The sequence below is a fragment of the Micromonospora sp. C28ISP2-4 genome, assembly GCF_030519385.1.
Taxonomy (GTDB): Bacteria; Actinomycetota; Actinomycetes; order Mycobacteriales; family Micromonosporaceae; genus Micromonospora; species Micromonospora tulbaghiae.
Window position 1 is genome coordinate 1654924 of the sequence record NZ_JAUMKG010000001.1, and the last position, 17430, is coordinate 1672353.

15 protein-coding genes and 1 tRNA gene are annotated in these 17430 nt (G+C 71.8%); 7 read left to right on the forward strand and 9 right to left on the reverse strand.

Annotated features, from left to right (window positions below):
- Positions 1-10: 10 nt before the first annotated feature.
- Together Q3W68_RS08015 and Q3W68_RS08020 are read right to left on the reverse strand one after the other, a co-directional pair.
- Entirely contained in the window at positions 11-2209 is a 2199-nt protein-coding gene (locus tag Q3W68_RS08015) for a (Fe-S)-binding protein (protein WP_302904816.1), read from the reverse strand.
- A gap of 179 nt (positions 2210-2388) precedes the next feature.
- The gene (locus tag Q3W68_RS08020) at positions 2389-2652 is read right to left on the reverse strand and encodes a cell division protein CrgA (RefSeq protein WP_302904817.1); all 264 of its coding nucleotides are present in this window, start codon (positions 2650-2652) and stop codon (positions 2389-2391) included.
- 230 nt (positions 2653-2882) lie between these two features.
- Here Q3W68_RS08020 and Q3W68_RS08025 point away from each other — a divergent pair, with 230 nt between their 5' ends.
- The 4 genes from Q3W68_RS08025 (at position 2883) to Q3W68_RS08040 (ending at position 6084) form a co-directional block, all read left to right on the forward strand.
- Positions 2883-3689, forward strand: coding sequence for a DUF881 domain-containing protein (locus tag Q3W68_RS08025; protein WP_302904819.1), 807 nt, complete (start codon positions 2883-2885; stop codon positions 3687-3689).
- Between the two features lie 581 nt (positions 3690-4270).
- Positions 4271-5152, forward strand: a complete 882-nt coding sequence (locus tag Q3W68_RS08030) for a class E sortase (protein ID WP_302904820.1) — start codon at positions 4271-4273, stop codon at positions 5150-5152.
- A gap of 3 nt (positions 5153-5155) precedes the next feature.
- Complete coding sequence (locus tag Q3W68_RS08035; RefSeq protein ID WP_091413694.1) at positions 5156-5428, forward strand: hypothetical protein; 273 nt, start codon at positions 5156-5158, stop codon at positions 5426-5428.
- Positions 5429-5433: 5 nt separating this feature from the next.
- Entirely contained in the window at positions 5434-6084 is a 651-nt protein-coding gene (locus Q3W68_RS08040) for an aminodeoxychorismate/anthranilate synthase component II (protein WP_302904821.1), read from the forward strand.
- Between the two features lie 58 nt (positions 6085-6142).
- On the opposite strand, the gene pknB is transcribed toward Q3W68_RS08040, so the two are convergent.
- From pknB to Q3W68_RS08075, 7 genes are all read right to left on the reverse strand, one after another.
- Entirely contained in the window at positions 6143-7978 is a 1836-nt protein-coding gene (gene pknB, locus Q3W68_RS08045) for a Stk1 family PASTA domain-containing Ser/Thr kinase (RefSeq protein ID WP_302904823.1), read from the reverse strand.
- Positions 7975-9357, reverse strand: coding sequence for a serine/threonine-protein kinase (locus Q3W68_RS08050; protein ID WP_302904824.1), 1383 nt, complete (start codon positions 9355-9357; stop codon positions 7975-7977). Before Q3W68_RS08050 ends, pknB begins: the two co-directional genes overlap by 4 nt.
- A gap of 1 nt (position 9358) precedes the next feature.
- The gene (locus Q3W68_RS08055; protein WP_302904825.1) at positions 9359-10867 is read right to left on the reverse strand and encodes a penicillin-binding protein 2; all 1509 of its coding nucleotides are present in this window, start codon (positions 10865-10867) and stop codon (positions 9359-9361) included.
- Positions 10864-12243 (reverse strand): FtsW/RodA/SpoVE family cell cycle protein, encoded by a 1380-nt coding sequence (locus Q3W68_RS08060; protein ID WP_302904985.1) that lies wholly within the window; start codon positions 12241-12243, stop codon positions 10864-10866. The genes Q3W68_RS08055 and Q3W68_RS08060 overlap by 4 nt, the downstream gene beginning before the upstream one ends.
- A 139-nt stretch (positions 12244-12382) precedes the next feature.
- Positions 12383-13819 (reverse strand): PP2C family serine/threonine-protein phosphatase, encoded by a 1437-nt coding sequence (locus Q3W68_RS08065; protein ID WP_302904826.1) that lies wholly within the window; start codon positions 13817-13819, stop codon positions 12383-12385.
- Positions 13816-14301, reverse strand: coding sequence for an FHA domain-containing protein (locus Q3W68_RS08070; protein ID WP_013283305.1), 486 nt, complete (start codon positions 14299-14301; stop codon positions 13816-13818). Before Q3W68_RS08070 ends, Q3W68_RS08065 begins: the two co-directional genes overlap by 4 nt.
- Before the next feature lie 6 nt (positions 14302-14307).
- Positions 14308-15096: a DUF3662 and FHA domain-containing protein gene (locus tag Q3W68_RS08075; RefSeq protein WP_026267912.1), complete on the reverse strand. Its 789-nt coding sequence runs from the start codon at positions 15094-15096 to the stop codon at positions 14308-14310.
- A 210-nt stretch (positions 15097-15306) separates the two neighbouring features.
- On the opposite strand from Q3W68_RS08075, the gene Q3W68_RS08080 reads away from it, so the two are divergent.
- The 3 genes from Q3W68_RS08080 (at position 15307) to Q3W68_RS08090 (ending at position 17376) form a co-directional block, all read left to right on the forward strand.
- Positions 15307-15392 (forward strand) — tRNA-Leu (locus Q3W68_RS08080).
- A gap of 71 nt (positions 15393-15463) precedes the next feature.
- Positions 15464-16573, forward strand: coding sequence for an NAD-dependent epimerase/dehydratase family protein (locus Q3W68_RS08085; protein WP_302904827.1), 1110 nt, complete (start codon positions 15464-15466; stop codon positions 16571-16573).
- Positions 16570-17376 carry a WecB/TagA/CpsF family glycosyltransferase gene (locus Q3W68_RS08090; protein WP_302904828.1) on the forward strand — a complete coding sequence of 269 codons (807 nt, stop codon included), beginning with the start codon at positions 16570-16572 and terminating at the stop codon, positions 17374-17376. The genes Q3W68_RS08085 and Q3W68_RS08090 overlap by 4 nt, the downstream gene beginning before the upstream one ends.
- Positions 17377-17430 lie beyond the last annotated feature (54 nt).

Below are 17430 nucleotides of genomic sequence, written 5' to 3' on the forward strand. Positions count from 1 at the left end.
GGTGTACGCCTCAGCTCGCAGCCGGCGCGACCTCCGGCTCACCGGCCGGGGCCTCCGGCTTGACCGAGCGCAGCAGCACGCTCGCCACGTCGACCACCTCGACGTCCTCGCCCGCGCCCTTGCCGTTCACGCCGTCGTTGAGCATCGTCGAGCAGAACGGGCAGCCGACCGCGATGGTCTTCGCGCCGGTGGACATGGCCTCCTCGACCCGGTCCACGTTGATCCGCTTGCCGATCTTCTCCTCCATCCACATCCGGGCGCCGCCGGCGCCGCAGCAGAAGGAGCGCTCACTGTTACGCGGCATCTCGGTCAGCTCGCCCTGGATCGAATCGCCGAGCACCTCACGCGGCGCGGCGAAGATCCGGTTGTGCCGGCCCAGGTAGCACGGGTCGTGGTAGGTCACGCCGCCGTCGACCGGCTGCACCGGGGTGAGCTTGCCGGCGCTGACCAGGTGGGCCAGCAGCTGGGTGTGGTGCACGACCTCGAACTCGCCGCCGAGCTGGCCGTACTCGTTGCCCAGGGTGTTGAAGCAGTGCGGGCAGGTGGCGACGATCTTGCGCTTGCTCTTCTCCCGGCCCTCGAACGCCTCGTTCAGCGTCTCCACGTTCTGCTGGGCCAGCATCTGGAAGACGAACTCGTTGCCGATGCGCCGGGCCGGGTCACCGGAGCAGGTCTCGCCCTCGCCGAGGATGGCGAACTTGACGCCCGCCTCGTTGAGCAGCGTGGCGACCGCGCGGGTGGTCTTCTTGGCCCGGTCCTCGAACGCTCCGGCGCAGCCGACCCAGAACAGGTACTCGAAGTCGTCGACCTCGCCTACGCGCGGCACCTCGAACCCGAGGCCCTTGGTCCAGTCCTCGCGGGTGTTCTGCGGGGCGCCCCACGGGTTGCCCTTGTTCTCCAGGTTGCGGAGCATGACGCCGGCCTCGGACGGGAAGCTCGACTCGATCAGCACCTGGTAGCGGCGCATGTCGACGATGTGGTCCACGTGCTCGATGTCGACCGGGCACTGCTCGACGCAGGCGCCGCAGGTGGTGCAGGACCAGAGCACGTCCGGGTCGATGACACCGCCCTCCTCGGCGGTGCCGATCAGCGGCCGGTCGGCCTCGGCCAGGGCCAGCACGTCCATGTGGGCGAGCTGCGCCTGCGTGGCCTTCTCCTCGCCGGTCAGGTCCTTGCCGCCACCGGCCAGCAGGTACGGGGCCTTGGCGTACGCGTGGTCGCGCAGGCTCAGCACCAGCAGCTTCGGCGACAGCGGCTTTCCGGTGTTCCAGGCGGGACACTGCGACTGGCAGCGACCGCACTCGGTGCAGGTGCTGAAGTCGAGCAGGCCCTTCCAGGTGAACTGCTCGACGTGGGCGACACCGAACTGGTCCTTCTCCGGGTCGGCCTCCTCGAAGTCCAGCGGCTTGCCCTCGCTGGTCATCGGGCGCAGCGGGCCCAGGCCGGAGCCGGCCGGCTTCTCCGGGTCGCGCTTGAAGAAGATGTTCGGGAAGGCCAGGAAGCGGTGCCAGGCCACGCCCATGGTGACGTTCAGCGAGATCACGATGAGCCAGGTCATCGAAATCATGATCTTGATGAGGGCGGCGACGCTGACGCCCGCCTCCCAGTTCGGGAGGACCGAGCCGACCGCGTGGCTGAGCGGGGCGGCCCAGACCGGGTACTCGAAGTGGTCGGTGGCGACCTTGAAGCCCCGGATCACGAACCCGAAGATCAGGACCAGCAGGACGACCCACTCGACGAAGTAGCCCTGCCACATGGTCGAGCCGGTGAACCGGGAGCGGTTCTCCGCGCGGCCGGGCCGGTTGCGCAGCCGGATGGCCATCAGTACCAGGATGCCGACCAGGCCGAGGATGCCGATCCACTCGGTGACCAGACCGAAGATCGTCCAGTGCCCGATGATCGGCAGCCCGCCGCCGGTCGAGACCACCTCGAAGTAGGCCTCCAGCACCAGCAGCGACAGCACGATGAAGCCGACCATCACGAACCAGTGGGCGGCGCCGACCACGCTCCACTTCAGCATGCGGGTGTGACCGGCGGTCTCCACCAGCATCTTCTTCGTACGCGCGCCCTTGTCGCCGAACCGCTCCGGCGCGGGCTGGCCGAGCCGGATGACGGCTGTCATCTTCATGACCGCGCGCACCGCAAGCCACACCGCCACGGCGGTGATGGCGGCCGCGAGGATCGTGGTGACGATCTGGACGCTGCCCATCGAGTTGGCCTCCCGGTCTGCTGCTTGTCCGTGCAGCCTACGCGCAAGGTTACCCAGCAGTAACGTGAGTCTTCTCGCACCAGGCCACGCCGCCCTGCGCACACCTTAGGTGGAGCGGCGTCGAAGCGCCGGGCAGGGGCGGCGTGGCGTGACCTACGCCGGGGTGGGGCAGCGCCGGATCAGCGCCAGCGGGAGAGCAGGATCAGCGACGAGACCATCGCGCCGAAGCCCACGGCGAGGTTCCAGTAACCCCAGCTGGCGACCGGGTACGCCTGCTCGGACAGGTAGTAGAGGACCAGCCAGCCGATGCCCAGCACGATCAGCGTGACCGCCGTGACCGGCAGCCAGATGGGGCTAGGCTTGCGCGTCGACGCCGTCGCCGTCGGACGTACGTCCGTCGGCGGGGTGTACACCTTCTTCTTGCGGACCTGAGACTTGGGCACGACGCTCTCCAGAGGGGGGTACGACCTCGTCCGGCCTGACAACCGGGCGCGAGGGCGACGGTCCATGGCCAATAATGTTCGACAGCTAGCGTAGTCCCGACGGACCGTCCAGGCCACGAATGGGGCCAGGCCGGTGCACTCAGTAACCGGAAAGAGCGGACTTTCCGGGTCGAGCAGGTCGGCTCGCACCGGCGCGGGCCGGAACGAAACGACGGGAAAGGGAACGCCCGGTGGAGTACACGTCCGGCGCCGCCTCCTGGCAGAAGGTCCTCCGCCGCGCGGCAGCCGCCCTGCTGCCCCGGCGCGCCCGCCAGCGCCGCCCCGGCTGGTCCGTCGGCGTACCCCTGATCGCCGCCGCCGCCGGTCTGCTCTTCACCACCACCGCCACCACCGCGGGCGGCACGCCCCTGCGCGAGGACCGCCGGCCCCAGCTCACCCAGCTGATCGAGGACCGCCGCGAGGAGGTCGCCGCCAGCGAGGCGAAGGCCGCCCGGCTCCGCGCCGAGGTGGAGGACCAGACCGCCGCGCTGGCCGGCGCCGACGGGCCGATCAAGACCGAGCGGGACCGGGCCGCCGCCAGCCGGCAGGCCGCCGGATTCACCGCGCTCACCGGCAGCGGCGTGACGGTCGAACTGAACGACGCCGACCGCCGGCCCGACCAGCCGCTGCCCAAGGGCGCCAGCAATGACGACCTGGTCGTGCACCAGGGCGACGTCCAGGCGGTCGTCAACGCGCTCTGGGCCGGCGGCGCGGAGGCCATGTCAATCATGAACGTCCGCGTGCTGAGCACCAGCGCGGTACGCTGCGTCGGTAACACCCTGCTGCTGCACGGCCGGGTGTACTCCCCTCCTTTCAAGATCGTGGCAATCGGCGATCCCGCGCAACTCCAGCGGGCGCTCGCCGCCTCTGAGGGAGTGCGGGTGTTCAAGGAAGTGGCCGACCACTACCAACTCGGGTACGTCGAGCGCGTCTCCACTGTCACCGTGCCGGCGTTCGAGGACTCCACCGCGTTGCAATCGGCGACGGTGCCCCGGTGACCGGCGGCGACCCCCGGGAACGCGCCGGCCACGACCGCCGGGAGGAGCCGACAGCGTTCCTCCCCCGGGCCGAGCGCCCGGCCCCGGCGTCGCCGCCCCCGCTCGACCTGCCCTGGCCCGACGCCGGTCCGGCCCACACCGCTCCGGCCCGGCGCGGCCCGGACGCCCGGCCGCCCGCCCAGCCGCCTTCCGCCCCGCCCCGGACCGTCCCGCCGCCTTCCGCTTCGCCTCGGACCGCCCCGCCGACCGCCCCGCCGCCGTGGCCGGGCAGTCAGGCGCACCACAACCCTGGGCACCACGGACCCGCGCACCACGGACCGGCGTCCCGAGGTGGTTCCGCCCCCGGGAACCCCGTCCGCCATCCCACCGGAGGGGCGATCCCGCCCGAGCGCGGTGGCCGCGCCGGACAGCCACCGCAGGCCGGCGCCCGCCCGTGGGAGGCCGGCGGACGCCCGCCGCAGGACGGTCGCCGACCGGCGGGGGGTGGTGAACGGCCGCCCGGCGTACCCCCTCTCGGTGGTCCGGCCGGTGCGGACCGGAACCCTCCGGCCGACCCCGGGGCGACGACTGTGCTGCCCGCCGTGACCCGCCCACCGGCGAACCCCCACCTGGACGCGACCGGGCTGATGGGCGCGGTGCCCCCGGCGCCGGACACCGGCGACGGCGGCGGCGAGCCGCCCGCCGAGCCACCCCGCCCCCGGCGCGGCGAGCGGGTGGTGCAGCTGCGGCCCGAGCAGACCGGCGACGGATACCGCAGCGTCTACTCCGAGCTGACCCGCCCCACAGTCGGCTCCCGGCTGCGCACAGTCGTACGGGGGACCGGCGAGCTGCTGATCACCTTCGGCCTGGTGGTGCTCCTCTTCGCCGGGTACGAGATCTGGGGCAAGGCGGTCCTCGTCGAGGCCCACCAGAGCGACCTGAACAGCCAGCTCGCCCAGGAGTGGGACGCGACCGCGGACCCGACTGTCGGCCCGAGCACCGGTCCCACTGTGAAGCCGAAGCCGCCGGCCAAGGGGAAGCCGGTCGCCGGTCTCTACATCCCCAAGTTCGACAAGCACTGGGTCGTGGTCGAGGGGGTCAGCCCGGACGACATCCGGTACGCCCCGGGCCACTACCCGGACAGCGCCATGCCCGGCGAGGTGGGCAACTTCTCCGTCGCCGGTCACCGCATCCGCTCCACGTTCTGGCGGCTGGACGAGATGAAGACCGGCGACGCCATAGTGGTCGAGACCAGGACCGACTGGCTGATCTACCGGGTCTACCAGCAGCGGATCGTCAAGCCGTCCCAGGTGGAGGTGGTCGCGCCGGTGCCGGGCAAGCCGGGCCAGAAGGCCACCGAGAAGCTGTTGACGCTGACCACCTGCAATCCGAAGTTCGACAACTACCAGCGGCTGATCATCCACGCCCGGCTGGACCACGCGCAGGCCAAGTCGGCGGGCCGCCCGGCCGAGTTGGAGGCGTGAGCCGTGTACTCGTGGATCTGGCGGAAACTGCCGTTCGGGCTGCCCGGCAAGCTGATCGGCTCGCTGGTGCTGGCCACCGCCACCGTCGCGCTGCTCTGGTTCGTGGTCTTCCCGTGGGCCGAACCGCTGCTGCCCTTCGACGACGTGCAGGTCACCCAGGACTCCGGCGTACCCGGTGACGGTGGGATCACCGAACCGACCGGGCTGCCCGGCGAGGAGGAGCTGCCGTACAGCACCGAGACGAACAACGCCCCACCCTCCACCCCGAACAGGTGACACCGATGCGCGTACTGGTGATCGACAACTACGACTCGTTCGTCTTCAACCTGGTGCAGTACGTCGGCCAGCTCGGCGCCGACTGCGAGGTACGGCGCAACGACGAGATCGACGTCGCCGAGGTGGGCCGCGTCGGCGCCGCCGGTGTCCTGCTGTCGCCCGGCCCGGGCAGCCCGGACCGGGCCGGCATCTGCCTGGACGTGATCCGCGAGTACGCCGGCAAGCTCCCGATCTTCGGCGTCTGCCTAGGTCACCAGGCGATCGGCGAGGCCTTCGGCGCGACTGTCGCCCGCGCACCGGAGCTGCTGCACGGCAAGACCTCGGAGGTACGCCACGACGGCACCGGCGTGCTCGCCGGGCTGCCCGACCCGTTCACCGCCACCCGCTACCACTCGCTCGCCGTACTGGCCGAGACGCTTCCCGACGAGCTGGAGGTCACCGGCCGGACCGCTTCCGGCGTGGTGATGGCGATGCGGCACCGCACGCTGCCGATCGAGGGCGTGCAGTTCCACCCGGAGTCGGTGCTGACCGAGGGCGGTCACCTGATGCTGGCGAACTGGCTGGCCGCCTGCGGCTTCCCGGCGGCGCTGGAGCGCGCCCCGGAACTGGCCGCCGAGGTGGACGCCCGCCGCCAGGCCGCCTTCTCCCCAGCCTGACCCCCCACTCCGGCGGCCCCGGGGATCGGGGACGCCGCCGCGTCGGTCGGTTGGGTGCTCAGCGGTCGGTGCGCGTCGGGGCCACGGGCGGGAACGGGAAGCCGCTGCCGCCGCCGTTGCCGCCGCCGCTGCCCGGCGTGCTCGGGGACGTGCTGGGGGTGATGCTCGGCGTCGGGGTGGTGGGCTCCTCCTCGCGCGGCACGTCGACCCGGATGGTCACCCGCTCGCCCTTGGCCAGGCTGGTCCCGGCGCGGGGCGACTGACTGCTGACCTTGCCCGCCTCGGCCGGGTCGACCTCGTCGCCCTCCTGGACGCGGACCTCGTAGCCGGCCTCCTTGAGCCGCTGCGTCGCCTGGTCCTCGGTGTAGCCGCGGACGTTCGGCACCTCGCTGACGTTGCCCTTGGAGACCTTGAGCGTCACCTTGCTGCCCTCGGCGACCGCGCTGCCCTCGTTCGGCGACACGGAGATGACCTGGTCCCTCGGCGCGCTGTTGTTCACTTCCTCCACGACGGGAATGAGCTTCTGCTCGCGCAGACGCGACTCCGCGGCATCCTTGGTGCTGCCCTTCAGGCCGATCGGGATGGTGACCTGGCCCGGGCCGGTGCAGACGTTGACCGTGACCTCGGTGTCCTTCTCCACCCGCTGGCCGAACGACGGGCTCTGGTCGACCACCGAGCCCTTCTCGCACGTGGTGTTCTGCACCGGGTCGCCCTCGGTGAACCGCAGCCCCGCCTGGGTGAGCGCCGCCTGCGCCTCGGCCTGCGAACGGCCCACCAACTGCGGCACCGACACCTTCTCGTTGCCGGCCTGGTTGAGCCAGAGCGCGGTGCCGAGCGCGATCACCGCGAGCACGCCGAGCGCGGCGAACGCGGCGATGACCCAGGACGAGCTCTTGCGCTTGCCCGGGTCGCCCACCCGCGCCACCGGCTGCTGGCGGGTCTGCGGGCCCATCATCTGGGTCTGCTGCGCCTGGTGGTAGCCGCCGCCCGCGGCGGCGCCCATCGGCATGGTCTCGTCGGCCGGCATCACCGGGGTGGCGAGCACCGGCCGGCCGGCGGCGGCGCGGAGCAGGTCCGCCCGCATCTCGCCGGCGCTCTGGTAGCGGTTGAGCGGGTTCTTCGACAGCGCCTTGAGCACGATGGCGTCGACAGCGGGGTTGACGTCCGGGTTGATCGTGCTCGGCGTCGGCGGCTGCTCCCGTACGTGCTGGTACGCGACGCTGACCGGGCTGTCCCCGACGAACGGCGGGTGGCCGCAGAGCAGCTCGAACAGCACGCAGCCGGCCGCGTAGACGTCGGAGCGGGCGTCGACCGCCTCGCCGCGCGCCTGCTCGGGGGAGAGGTATTGCGCGGTGCCGATGACCGCGCTGGTCTGCGTCATCGTGGTGGCGCCGCTGGCCAGCGCCCGGGCGATGCCGAAGTCCATCACCTTGACCTGGCCGGTCTGGGTGAGCATCACGTTTCCGGGCTTGATGTCCCGGTGGATGATCCCGTGCCGGTGGCTGAACTCCAGCGCGGCGCACATGTCGGCGCAGATCTCCAGCGCCCGGCGCGGCTGGAGCCGCCCCTCGACGCCGAGGACCTCCTTGAGGGTCCGGCCGTTGACGAACTCCATCACGATGAACGGCAGGGTCTCGCCCGTGGGGGCGGTCTCCTCACCGGTGTCGTAGACGGCGACGATGGCCGGGTGGTTGAGCGAGGCGGCGTTCTGCGCCTCACGGCGGAACCGCATCTGGAAGGTGGCGTCCCGGGCCAGATCGGCACGGAGCATCTTGATCGCGACATCCCGCCCGAGCCGGAGGTCACGGCCGCGGTGCACCTCGGCCATGCCGCCGTAGCCCAGCAGCTCGCCGACCTGATACCTGCCACCGAGCAGGCGGGCCTGCGCTGTCATCGCGTCTCTCGTCCTTCGCTCGTCGTCGTACCGCCGTCGGCCGGCAGGAGGCGTACCTCACGACGGTACGACGTGCGGACCGGATAGTCGCCTCCGTACGGCTGCACCGCGCCGGAGGTCACGCTCACAGTCGCCGGAGCGGATGCGGCAGCACCGTATTTCCGGTACAGGAACGAAATCACGCCCGAGCAGAGGATGACCAGCACGGCCACCACGATCGCGGTCGTCCACAGCTGGGACCGGGAGCGCCGGGGCGGCGCGGCGACGGGCGGCCGCGCGTACCCCAGGGGGTTGTGCTGGGGCACGGGGCGTGGCTGCGGGACGGGGGCCGCGCCGCGCGGCGCCACCGGCGGACGCGGCTGCGGGGCGGGGTGCGCGACCACGGCCGGGCGCGGCGCGAGCGGCGGGCGGGCCGGGGACACGGGCGGCCGGGGCTGCGGACGCGGGGCGGCGGCCGGCGGCTGCGGGCGCGGCACCGCGGTCGGCACCTGCGCCCGCGCAACGGGCGCGGCGGGCGAGGCGGGTACGCCGGAGATCGGGTGCCCGGCGCGTGCGGCCTGGGAGAGCGCGAGCTTGGCCTGCCGGGCGATGCTCGCCAGCGCGGCGGCGCTCGGCCAGCGGGCGGCCGGGTCCTTCGCCATGGCCCGCTCCACGATCGCCCGGACCTGGGGCGGGATGTCGGGTGGAAGCGCCCGGGGCGCCTCCCGCACGTGCTTCATGGCGATTTCGAGGGGGTTGTCCCCCTCGAACGGGCGGCGGCCGGCCAGGCACTGGTACGCGACCACGCCCAGCGCGTAGACGTCCGAGGCGGGGGTGGCGACAGCGCCGGTGGCCTGCTCCGGCGAGATGTACGAGGCGGTGCCGAGCACCGAGCCCGCGGCGGTGAGCTGGCCGACCAGTTCGGACCGGGCGATGCCGAAGTCGGTGAGCACGAGCGTGCCGTTCGGCCGGACCAGCAGGTTGCCGGGCTTCACGTCGCGGTGCACGATGCCCTTCTCGTGCGCCGCGTGCAGCGCGTCGGCGGCCTGCGCCAGCAGCGCCATCGTGCGGGCCGGGGTCAGCCGGCCGACGCGGCTGAGCGTGGCGGAGAGCGCGTCGCCCTCGACGTACTCCATCACCAGGAACGCGATGTGCTGGTCGCTGCCGAAGTCGTAGACGTCGACCACGCCGGGGTGGTTGATGGTGGCCATGGTCCGGGCCTCACCGCGGAACCGCTCGGCGAAGCCCGGTTCGTCCAGCAGCGCCGGGAGCAGGCTCTTGACCGCGACGGTACGGCCCAGCACCTGGTCGGTGCCGCGCCACACGTCGCCCATGCCACCGCTGGCGATCCGCTCGTCCAGGCGGTAGCGGTTGCCGAGCTTCACTCCCGGGCCGAGCACGTCAGCGCCTCCCGGAGTCCGCGATGGCCGCCGCCATGATCCGGCCGGCGATGCGGGCCGCCTCGGCGCTGCCGCCGCTGCCCGCCTGCTCCAGCTCGACGCAGACCGCGGAGAGCGGCGTGCCGTCCTTGTCCAGCGCGAAGCCGATGAACCAGCCGTGGTCCGGGGTGTTCGGGCCGGACTGGGCGGTGCCGGTCTTGCCGCCGACCACGAAGCCGTCGATGGCGGCCCGGCGGCCGGTGCCCTCCTTCACCACGTTCTGCATCATGTCGCGCAGGTCGGCGGCGACCTGGCCGCTGATCGGGCGGCGCAGCTCGCGCGGCTGGGCGGCGTCGTAGACGGTGGTGCGGTCCGGCCCGAGCAGCTGCTTGACGAGGTAGGGACGCATCTGCTTGCCGTCCTTGTTGGCCACCGCGGCGGCGATCATCGCGCCCTGCAACGGCGTCATCCGCACGTTGTTCTGGCCGATCGACGACTGCGCCAGCGCGGCCTGGTCGGTGCTGCCGTCCGGGTTCTGCATGTCGCCGGTGCGGCTGGCCGCCACCGGCAGGCCGCCCTCGCCGAGCTGGCCGACGTTGAGGTCCTCCTGCTCGAAGCCGAACTGCTTCGCCTTCTCCTTGACCTTGTCGGAGCCGAGGCGTACGCCGAGCTGGGCGAAGCCGGTGTTGCAGGACTCGGTCACCGCCTCCCGCAGCGTCACCTGCGACTCGGGGCAGATCGACGGCGCGGCGTTGCGGATCGGCTGGCCCGCGCCGGGCGCGGTGTAGCTGGAGCCGGCCGGGATGCGGGTCTGCTGCCCGATGCCGTTCTCCAGCGCCGCCGCCGCCATGATGATCTTGAAGGTGGAGCCCGGCGGCAGCGTCTCGGACAACGCCCGGTTCGCCAGCGGCCGGTCCTTGTCCTTCTCCAGCGTGTTGTACGCCCGGTCCGCCTCCGTGCTGTTGTGGCTGGCCAGCGGGTTCGGGTCGAAGCTCGGCATGGAGACCAGCGCCTGCACCGCGCCGGTACGCGGGTCGATCGCGATGGCCGCGCCCTTGGTCGCGCCGACCTGGTTGTCGTTGAGCTGCTTGTACGCCGTCTCCTGGGCCCGCTTGGAGAGCGTCAGCAGCACGTTGCCGCCACCGGTCTCGTCACCGGTGAACATGTCCTTGATCCGGCTGGCGATGAGCGCGTCGCTGGTGCCGGCCAGGAAGTCGTTCTCCACCCGCTCGATGCCGCTCGCGCTGCCGTTCACCGGCTTCCAGCCGAGCACGTGCGCGTACATCTCGCCGCCCGGGTAGGTGCGCTGGTACTTCAGCTCACCGCCGGTCTCCTTGCTCAGCGCGTACGCGGTACCGCCGACCTCGATGTTGCCGCGCTTGCGGTCGTACTCGGCGACCTGGACGCGGCCGTTGTAGTCGCTGTTGCGGTACTCGTCGGCCTTGTAGGCCTGGATCCAGTTCAGGTTCGCGAACAGCAACCCGAACAGGACCATCACGACCACACCGACGCGGCGCAGAGGGGCGTTCACGGCCGGATCACCTCCGTCGGGGCGCCGTGCAACTGCTCGGGCGGGCCACCGGCCGGCCGGGCGGCCGGGCCACCACCGCCGGTCACCGGACGGCGGGCGCCGTCGGACACCCGCAACAGCAGGGCGATCAGCAGCCAGTTCGCCATCAGCGAGGAGCCACCGGCGGACAGGAACGGAGTGGTCTGACCGGTCAGCGGGATGAGCTTGCTGATGCCGCCGACGATGACGAAGACCTGCAGGCCCAGCGTGAACGCCAGACCACCGGCGAGCAGCTTGCCGAACGAGTCCCGTACCGCCAGCGCGGCGCGCAGACCCCGCTCCACGATCAGCAGGTAGATCACCAGCAGCGCGGAGAGACCGAACAGGCCGATCTCCTCACCGATGCCGGCGAAGATGAAGTCGGTCTGCACCTCGGGCAGCAGCGCCGGCTGGCCGCCGCCCGGCCCGGCACCGAACAGACCGCCGGTGCCGAGCGTGAGCAGACCCTGTACCAGCTGGTAACCCCTGTCGTACGGCTCGGCGAACGGGTCCAGCCAGATCTGCGCCCGGTCGTAGAAGTTCGCGAACGGGCCGCCGACGGTGCTGCCCAGCAGGTACGCCAGGTAGGCGCCGCCGAAGAACAGGATCAGGCCGATGAGCAGCCAGCTGACCCGCTCGGTGGCGATGTAGAGCGTCACCACGAACATGCCGAAGTAGAGCAGCGAGGTGCCCAGGTCCTTCTCGAAGATCAGGACCAGGAGGCTGACCAGCCACACCACGAGCACCGGGCCGAGGTCACGCCCGCGCGGGAAGTCGATGCCGAGCACCCGCCGGCTGGCGAGCGAGAGCACCTCGCGCTTGCGCACCAGGTAGTAGGCGAAGAACGTGAGCAGCGCCAGCTTGGCGAACTCACCGGGCTGGATGGAGAACCCGCCGAACTTGATCCACAGCTTGGCGCCGTTGATCTCGGAGAACCGGCTGGGCAGCACCGCCGGGATCATCACCAGCACGATGCCGGCCAGGCCCAGCGTGTACGCGTACCGGGACAGCGATCGGTGGTCGCGCAGGATCGCCAGCAGCGCGGCGGCGAGCACCACCGCGGCGAGCGTCCACGCGAGTTGCCGGCCGCCGGTGCCGGCGAAGACGGCCAGGTCCTCCCGCTCGGCGGGCGTGGCCTTGGCCAGGTCGTACCGGCGCAGGAAGCCGACCCCGATGCCGTTGAGCAGCGCCACCGCCGGCAGCAGCGCCGGATCGGCGTACGGCGCCAGCCAGCGGATCACCAGGTGCAGGCCGAGGAAGACCAGCCCCAGCGCGGCGGCCGGGATCCAGAAGTCGGGCGTGATCGTGTCCAGCGCCTTCGCCTCGATCATCGCCGCGTACGCCGCCACGAGCACCATGGCGAGCAGCAGCAGGGACAGCTCGGCGTTACGCCGGGACCGGGCCAGGCGTACGCCGGACTGCTCGCCCGTCGAAGCGGGCGAGGCGGCCGGTACGGCGGCTGCGGTCACGGATACGTCCTCGGGATCGAGCCGGCACTCACTCCGGCGACCGGCAACCCGCCGGGTCGGCCGGCGGAACGGTGTCGGAGGGTACGGCGTCGGGCGTGATGGTCGACGTCGGCGCGCCGGGGGTCGGTGAGCCGGCGGGCGGCGCGGACGGTGTGGGGCTGCTGCTGGCCTGCGGGTTCAGCGCGCCCGTCGTCGTCACCGGCGTCGGGCTTGTCACACCGGGCGACGGGTCGGGCGGGCAGAGCGGCTTGAGGTTCGGGTTCGCCGGGTCCTCGCTGGTCAGCTCCGCCAGCCGGCGCTCCGCGTCCGGCTCGTTGCGGGCCTGGATGCCCTGCTTCACCCGCTCCTGGGCGGCCAGCGTGAGGTCGTCGAGCCGGGCCTCACTGCGCTCGTGCACGTTCGACAGGTCCAGCCCGGCGACCTGGCCGGGCACGCCGCGGAAGACCGCGAGCTGGCCGTCGTCGGTGGCGCCGACGTAGTACTGCCGCTGGGTGTACGTCCACCCGCCGAACGCGCCACCGCCGACGATCACCGCGAGCGCCAGCACCATCGCGGCGGTACGCAGCGGCCGGCGACGACGCCGCTCGGGCTCGTCGTCGCGGTTGTCCACCGGCTCCTCCGGCGCGGGCGGCCGGGGGGCGGACAGCGCCGAGGCGCGGGCCGCCGGGGTGGAGTCGTCGGCCGAGGTCGCCATGCCCCGGTCGCGGGCGGCGGCGCCGCCGACGATCGGGGACGCCTCGACGATGTCCTGGTCGGTGGCGTCGGCGATGATCACGGTGATGTTGTCCGGGCCGCCGCCGCGCAGCGCGAGCTGCACCAGGCGTTCCACGCACCGCTGCGGGTCGGGGTACTCCCGCATGGTGTCCGCGATGGTCTCCGCGCTGACCACGCCGGAGAGCCCGTCGGAGCAGATCAGGTAGCGGTCGCCGGGCAGCACCTGGCGGACGCTGTACTCCGGGTCGATGTCGCGGCCGTCGAGCGCCCGGGTGAGCAGCGAGCGCTGGGGGTGGCTGCTCGCCTCCTCCGCGCTGATCCGGCCCTCGTCGACGAGCATCTGGACGTACGTGTCGTCCTTGGTGATCTGCGCGAACTCGCCGTTGCGCAGGAGATAGGCCCGCGAGTCACCGATGTGGACCATGCCGAGCTTGCTGCCGGAGAAGAGGGTCGCGGTGAGCGTCGTCCCCATCCCCTCCAGCTGCGGGTTGGCGTCCACGGTGTCGCGGAGCTGCTGGTTGGCGGTGCCCACGGCGGAGCGGAGCGCGTCGACCAGGGCGTCACCGGGGACGTCCTCGTCGAGCGGCGCCATGGCACCGATGACGATGTTGCTGGCGACGTCACCGGCGGCCATGCCGCCCATGCCGTCGGCCACGGCGAGCAGCCGCGGTCCGGCGTAGACGGAATCCTGATTACCGTCTCGGATCAGACCGCGGTCGCTGTGGGCCGCGTAGCGCAGGGTCAGAGTCATGGCCGTAATTCGAGGGAAGTGCGGCCGATCCGGATCGGCACGCCGAGGGGGACGGGGGTTGGTCCGGTGACCTTAGCGCGATCGAGATAGGTGCCGTTAGTCGATCCGAGGTCCTCGACGTACCACTGCCCGTCGCGGGGCACCAGCCGGGCGTGTCGCGCCGAGGCGTAGTCGTCCGTGATCACCAGGGTCGAGTCCTCCGCCCGGCCGATGGTGATCTGGGCCTCCCCGAGCGTGATCCGGGTGCCGGCGAGCTGACCGGCGGTGACCACCAACTGGTGGGCGGCCCGGCCGCGCTTGGCCTTCGCCGGCTTCCCCGGCTGCCCGGTCGACGCGCCGATCCCCCGCGGCGCGGCCACGAGCCGGCCCGACCGGGCACCGGCGAAGAGGTCCCGGCGGATCACGCCGACCACCGTGAACACGAAGATCCACAGCAGGATCAGGAACCCGAACCGGGCGACGGTGATGACGAGTTCCGGCAACGCGGATCAGCCGTCCACGCGGAAGGTCAGCGTCGTGGTGCCGAGCTGGATCATGTCGCCGGGGTTGAGGGCGACCGCCGAGACCCGCTGGCCGTTGACCATCGTGCCGTTGGTGGAGCCCAGGTCGGTCAGCACCACCTGGCCGCCGTCGAAGTCCAGCCGGGCGTGGCGCCGCGAGATGCCGACGTCGGGCAGGCGCAGGTTGGCCTGGTCGCCGCGGCCGATCACGGTCGAGCCCATCTGGAGCGGGTAGGTGCGGCCGTCGCCGGAGACCAGGCGGACGTTGCGGCCGCCGCCGTGTCCGGGCGGAGGGCCGTAGCCGCCGCCCTGGTCGTACGCCGGGTACGCCGGGCCGGCGTCGTAACCGCCGGGCGCGGAGACCGGTGCGACGTCCCCACCGGTGTAGACCTCGGCGGTGACCCGGAACATGCCGGTGTCCAGGCCCTCACCGCGTTCGACCTCGACGATCACGTCGCCGTAGACCGTCCACGCCTGCTCGCCGATGAACTCGGCCTGCGACTGGGCCAGCTCCTGGGCCAGCGCGGCAGCGTACGGCGCCAGACGACTGTGGTCGTAGGGCGAGAGATCGATCACGTAGCGGTTGGGCACAAGGGTGCGCCCACCGGCCAGGATCGCCTTGTGCGCCTCGGCCTCCCGCTGCATGGCGTTGAGGATCTCCACGGGGTGGACCACCCCTTTGAAGACCTTGGCGAAGGCCCCCTCGACCAGGCCTTCCAGACGCTTCTCGAAGCGTTGCAGCACGCTCACCGGCTCCTCCTCGGGTCCCGAGGCAATGATGGTATCCGGACACCGCCTCCGCAGCTCACACGCCGCTCGGCCGGCTGCCGTCGGCCCGTTCGTGACCAGGCCCGCGGACGTGCTAAAGTTTCGCCCGCCACGAGCGGTAATCGTTCGTGGCGTGGCCAGTGGACAGCGTAATATGTCCCGGCACCCGCCGCAGATTGGCGGGCGCGGGATGCGATATGGTGTTCCGGGTCGTGCCACGGGGATGTGGCGGAATGGCAGACGCGCACGGTTCAGGTCCGTGTGTCCGAAAGGACGTGGGGGTTCAACTCCCCCCATCCCCACCAGAACAAGGGCTCCGCGCATCGCGGGGCCCTTGCTTCGTATCGGGGCGTTCCGGACGTCACGCTATGCTCCGATGGTTTCCCTGCCTCCCATGGACCAGGAGTGGCGTGTGACTGTCGCGTTGGTGACCGGTTCCGGCGGTCTGATCGGCTCCGAGGCGGCCCGGCACTTCGCCGGACTCGGTCTCGACGTGGTCGGCATCGACAACGACATGCGGCGGTACTTCTTCGGCGAGGACGGCTCCACAGCCTGGAGCCTCGACCGGCTCGCCGCCGACCTCGGCTCCGCGTACACCCACCACGCCGTCGACATCCGTGACCGGGACGGCCTGGAGCAGGTCTTCAAGCGGTACGGCAAGGACATCGCCGTGGTGATCCACAGCGCCGCCCAGCCGAGCCACGACTGGGCCGCCAAGGAGCCGTTCACCGACTTCGACGTGAACGCCGGCGGCACGCTCAACGTGCTGGAGAACACCCGGCGGCACGCGATCGACGCGCCGTTCATCCACTGTTCCACCAACAAGGTGTACGGCGACCGGCCGAACTCGCTCCCGCTGATCGAGTTGGAGACCCGGTACGAGCTGCCCGAGGACCACCGCTGGTACGACGGCATCACCGAGGACATGTCGATCGACGAGTCGCTGCACTCGATCTTCGGCGCCTCGAAGGTCGCCTCGGACGTGATGGTCCAGGAGTACGGCCGCTACTTCGACATGAGGACCGCCTGCTTCCGCGGCGGCACGCTCACCGGCCCGGCGCACTCCGCCGCCGAGCTGCACGGCTTCCTGGCGTACCTGATGCGGTGCGTGATGGAGGGCCGGACGTACAACCTCTTCGGCTACAAGGGGAAGATGGTCCGGGACGCGATCCACTCGCACGACGTGCTGACCGCGTTCGAGGCGTTCTTCCGCGAGCCGCGCTCCGCCCAGGTCTACAACCTCGGCGGCGGCCGGCACTCGAACACCTCGCACATCGAGGCGTTCCGGATCGCCCAGGAGATCACCGGCCGCGAGGCCCGGATCAACTACGTCGAGCAGGCCCGCACCGGCGACCACCAGTGGTACGTCAGCAGCATGGCCCGGTTCGAGGAGCACTACCCCTCCTGGAAGATCACGTACGACGTGCCGATGATCCTGCGCGAGATCTACGAGGCCAACGTCGACAAGTGGGTGCCGAAGGCATGACCACCGGGACCAAGCGCAACGTGCTCGGCGTCGGGGTCGACGCCACCGACTACGCCCGGGCCACCGAGGCCGTGGTGGCGGCCGCGCACGAACGCCGGCCGCTGGCGCTCACCGCGCTCGCCGTGCACGGCGTGATGACCGGCGTGCTCGACCCGGCGCACAACGCCCGGCTCAACTCGTTCGACGTGGTCACCCCGGACGGGCAGCCGGTGCGCTGGGCGCTCAACCTGCTGCACGGCGCCGGGCTCACCGACCGCGTCTACGGGCCGGAGCTGACCCTGCGGGTGCTCGCCCGGTTCGCCGAGGAGGGGCTGCCCGTCTACCTCTACGGCTCCACCGAGGAGACGCTGTCCCGGCTGGTACCGGCGCTGGAGCGCAAGTTCCCCGCACTGAAGATCGCCGGGGTGGAGCCGTCCAAGTTCCGCGCCGTCGCGCCGGGCGAGGACGCCGAGATCGCCGACCGGATCCGGGCCAGCGGCGCCCGCCTCGTCCTGGTCGGGCTGGGCTGCCCGCGCCAGGAGGTCTTCGCGTACGCCATGCGCCCGCTGCTGGACATGCCGCTGATGGCTGTCGGCGCGGCCTTCGACTACCACGCCGGCCTGCTGCGCAACCCGCCACCCTGGATGCAGCGCGCCGGGCTGGAGTGGTTCTGGCGGCTCGGCCTGGAGCCCAAGCGCCTGTGGCGCCGGTACGTCATCCTCAACCCGGCCTACCTGGCCCGGCTCGCGGCCCAGAAGACCGGCCTGTGGAAGGCCACGCCACCCCCGCCGGCCACCGGGCGTCCCGCCACGTTCGACGTCTGACCCCTACCCCTACGGGCACGGGTACGGGACGAACCGGGGTGCCGTCCCGGATTC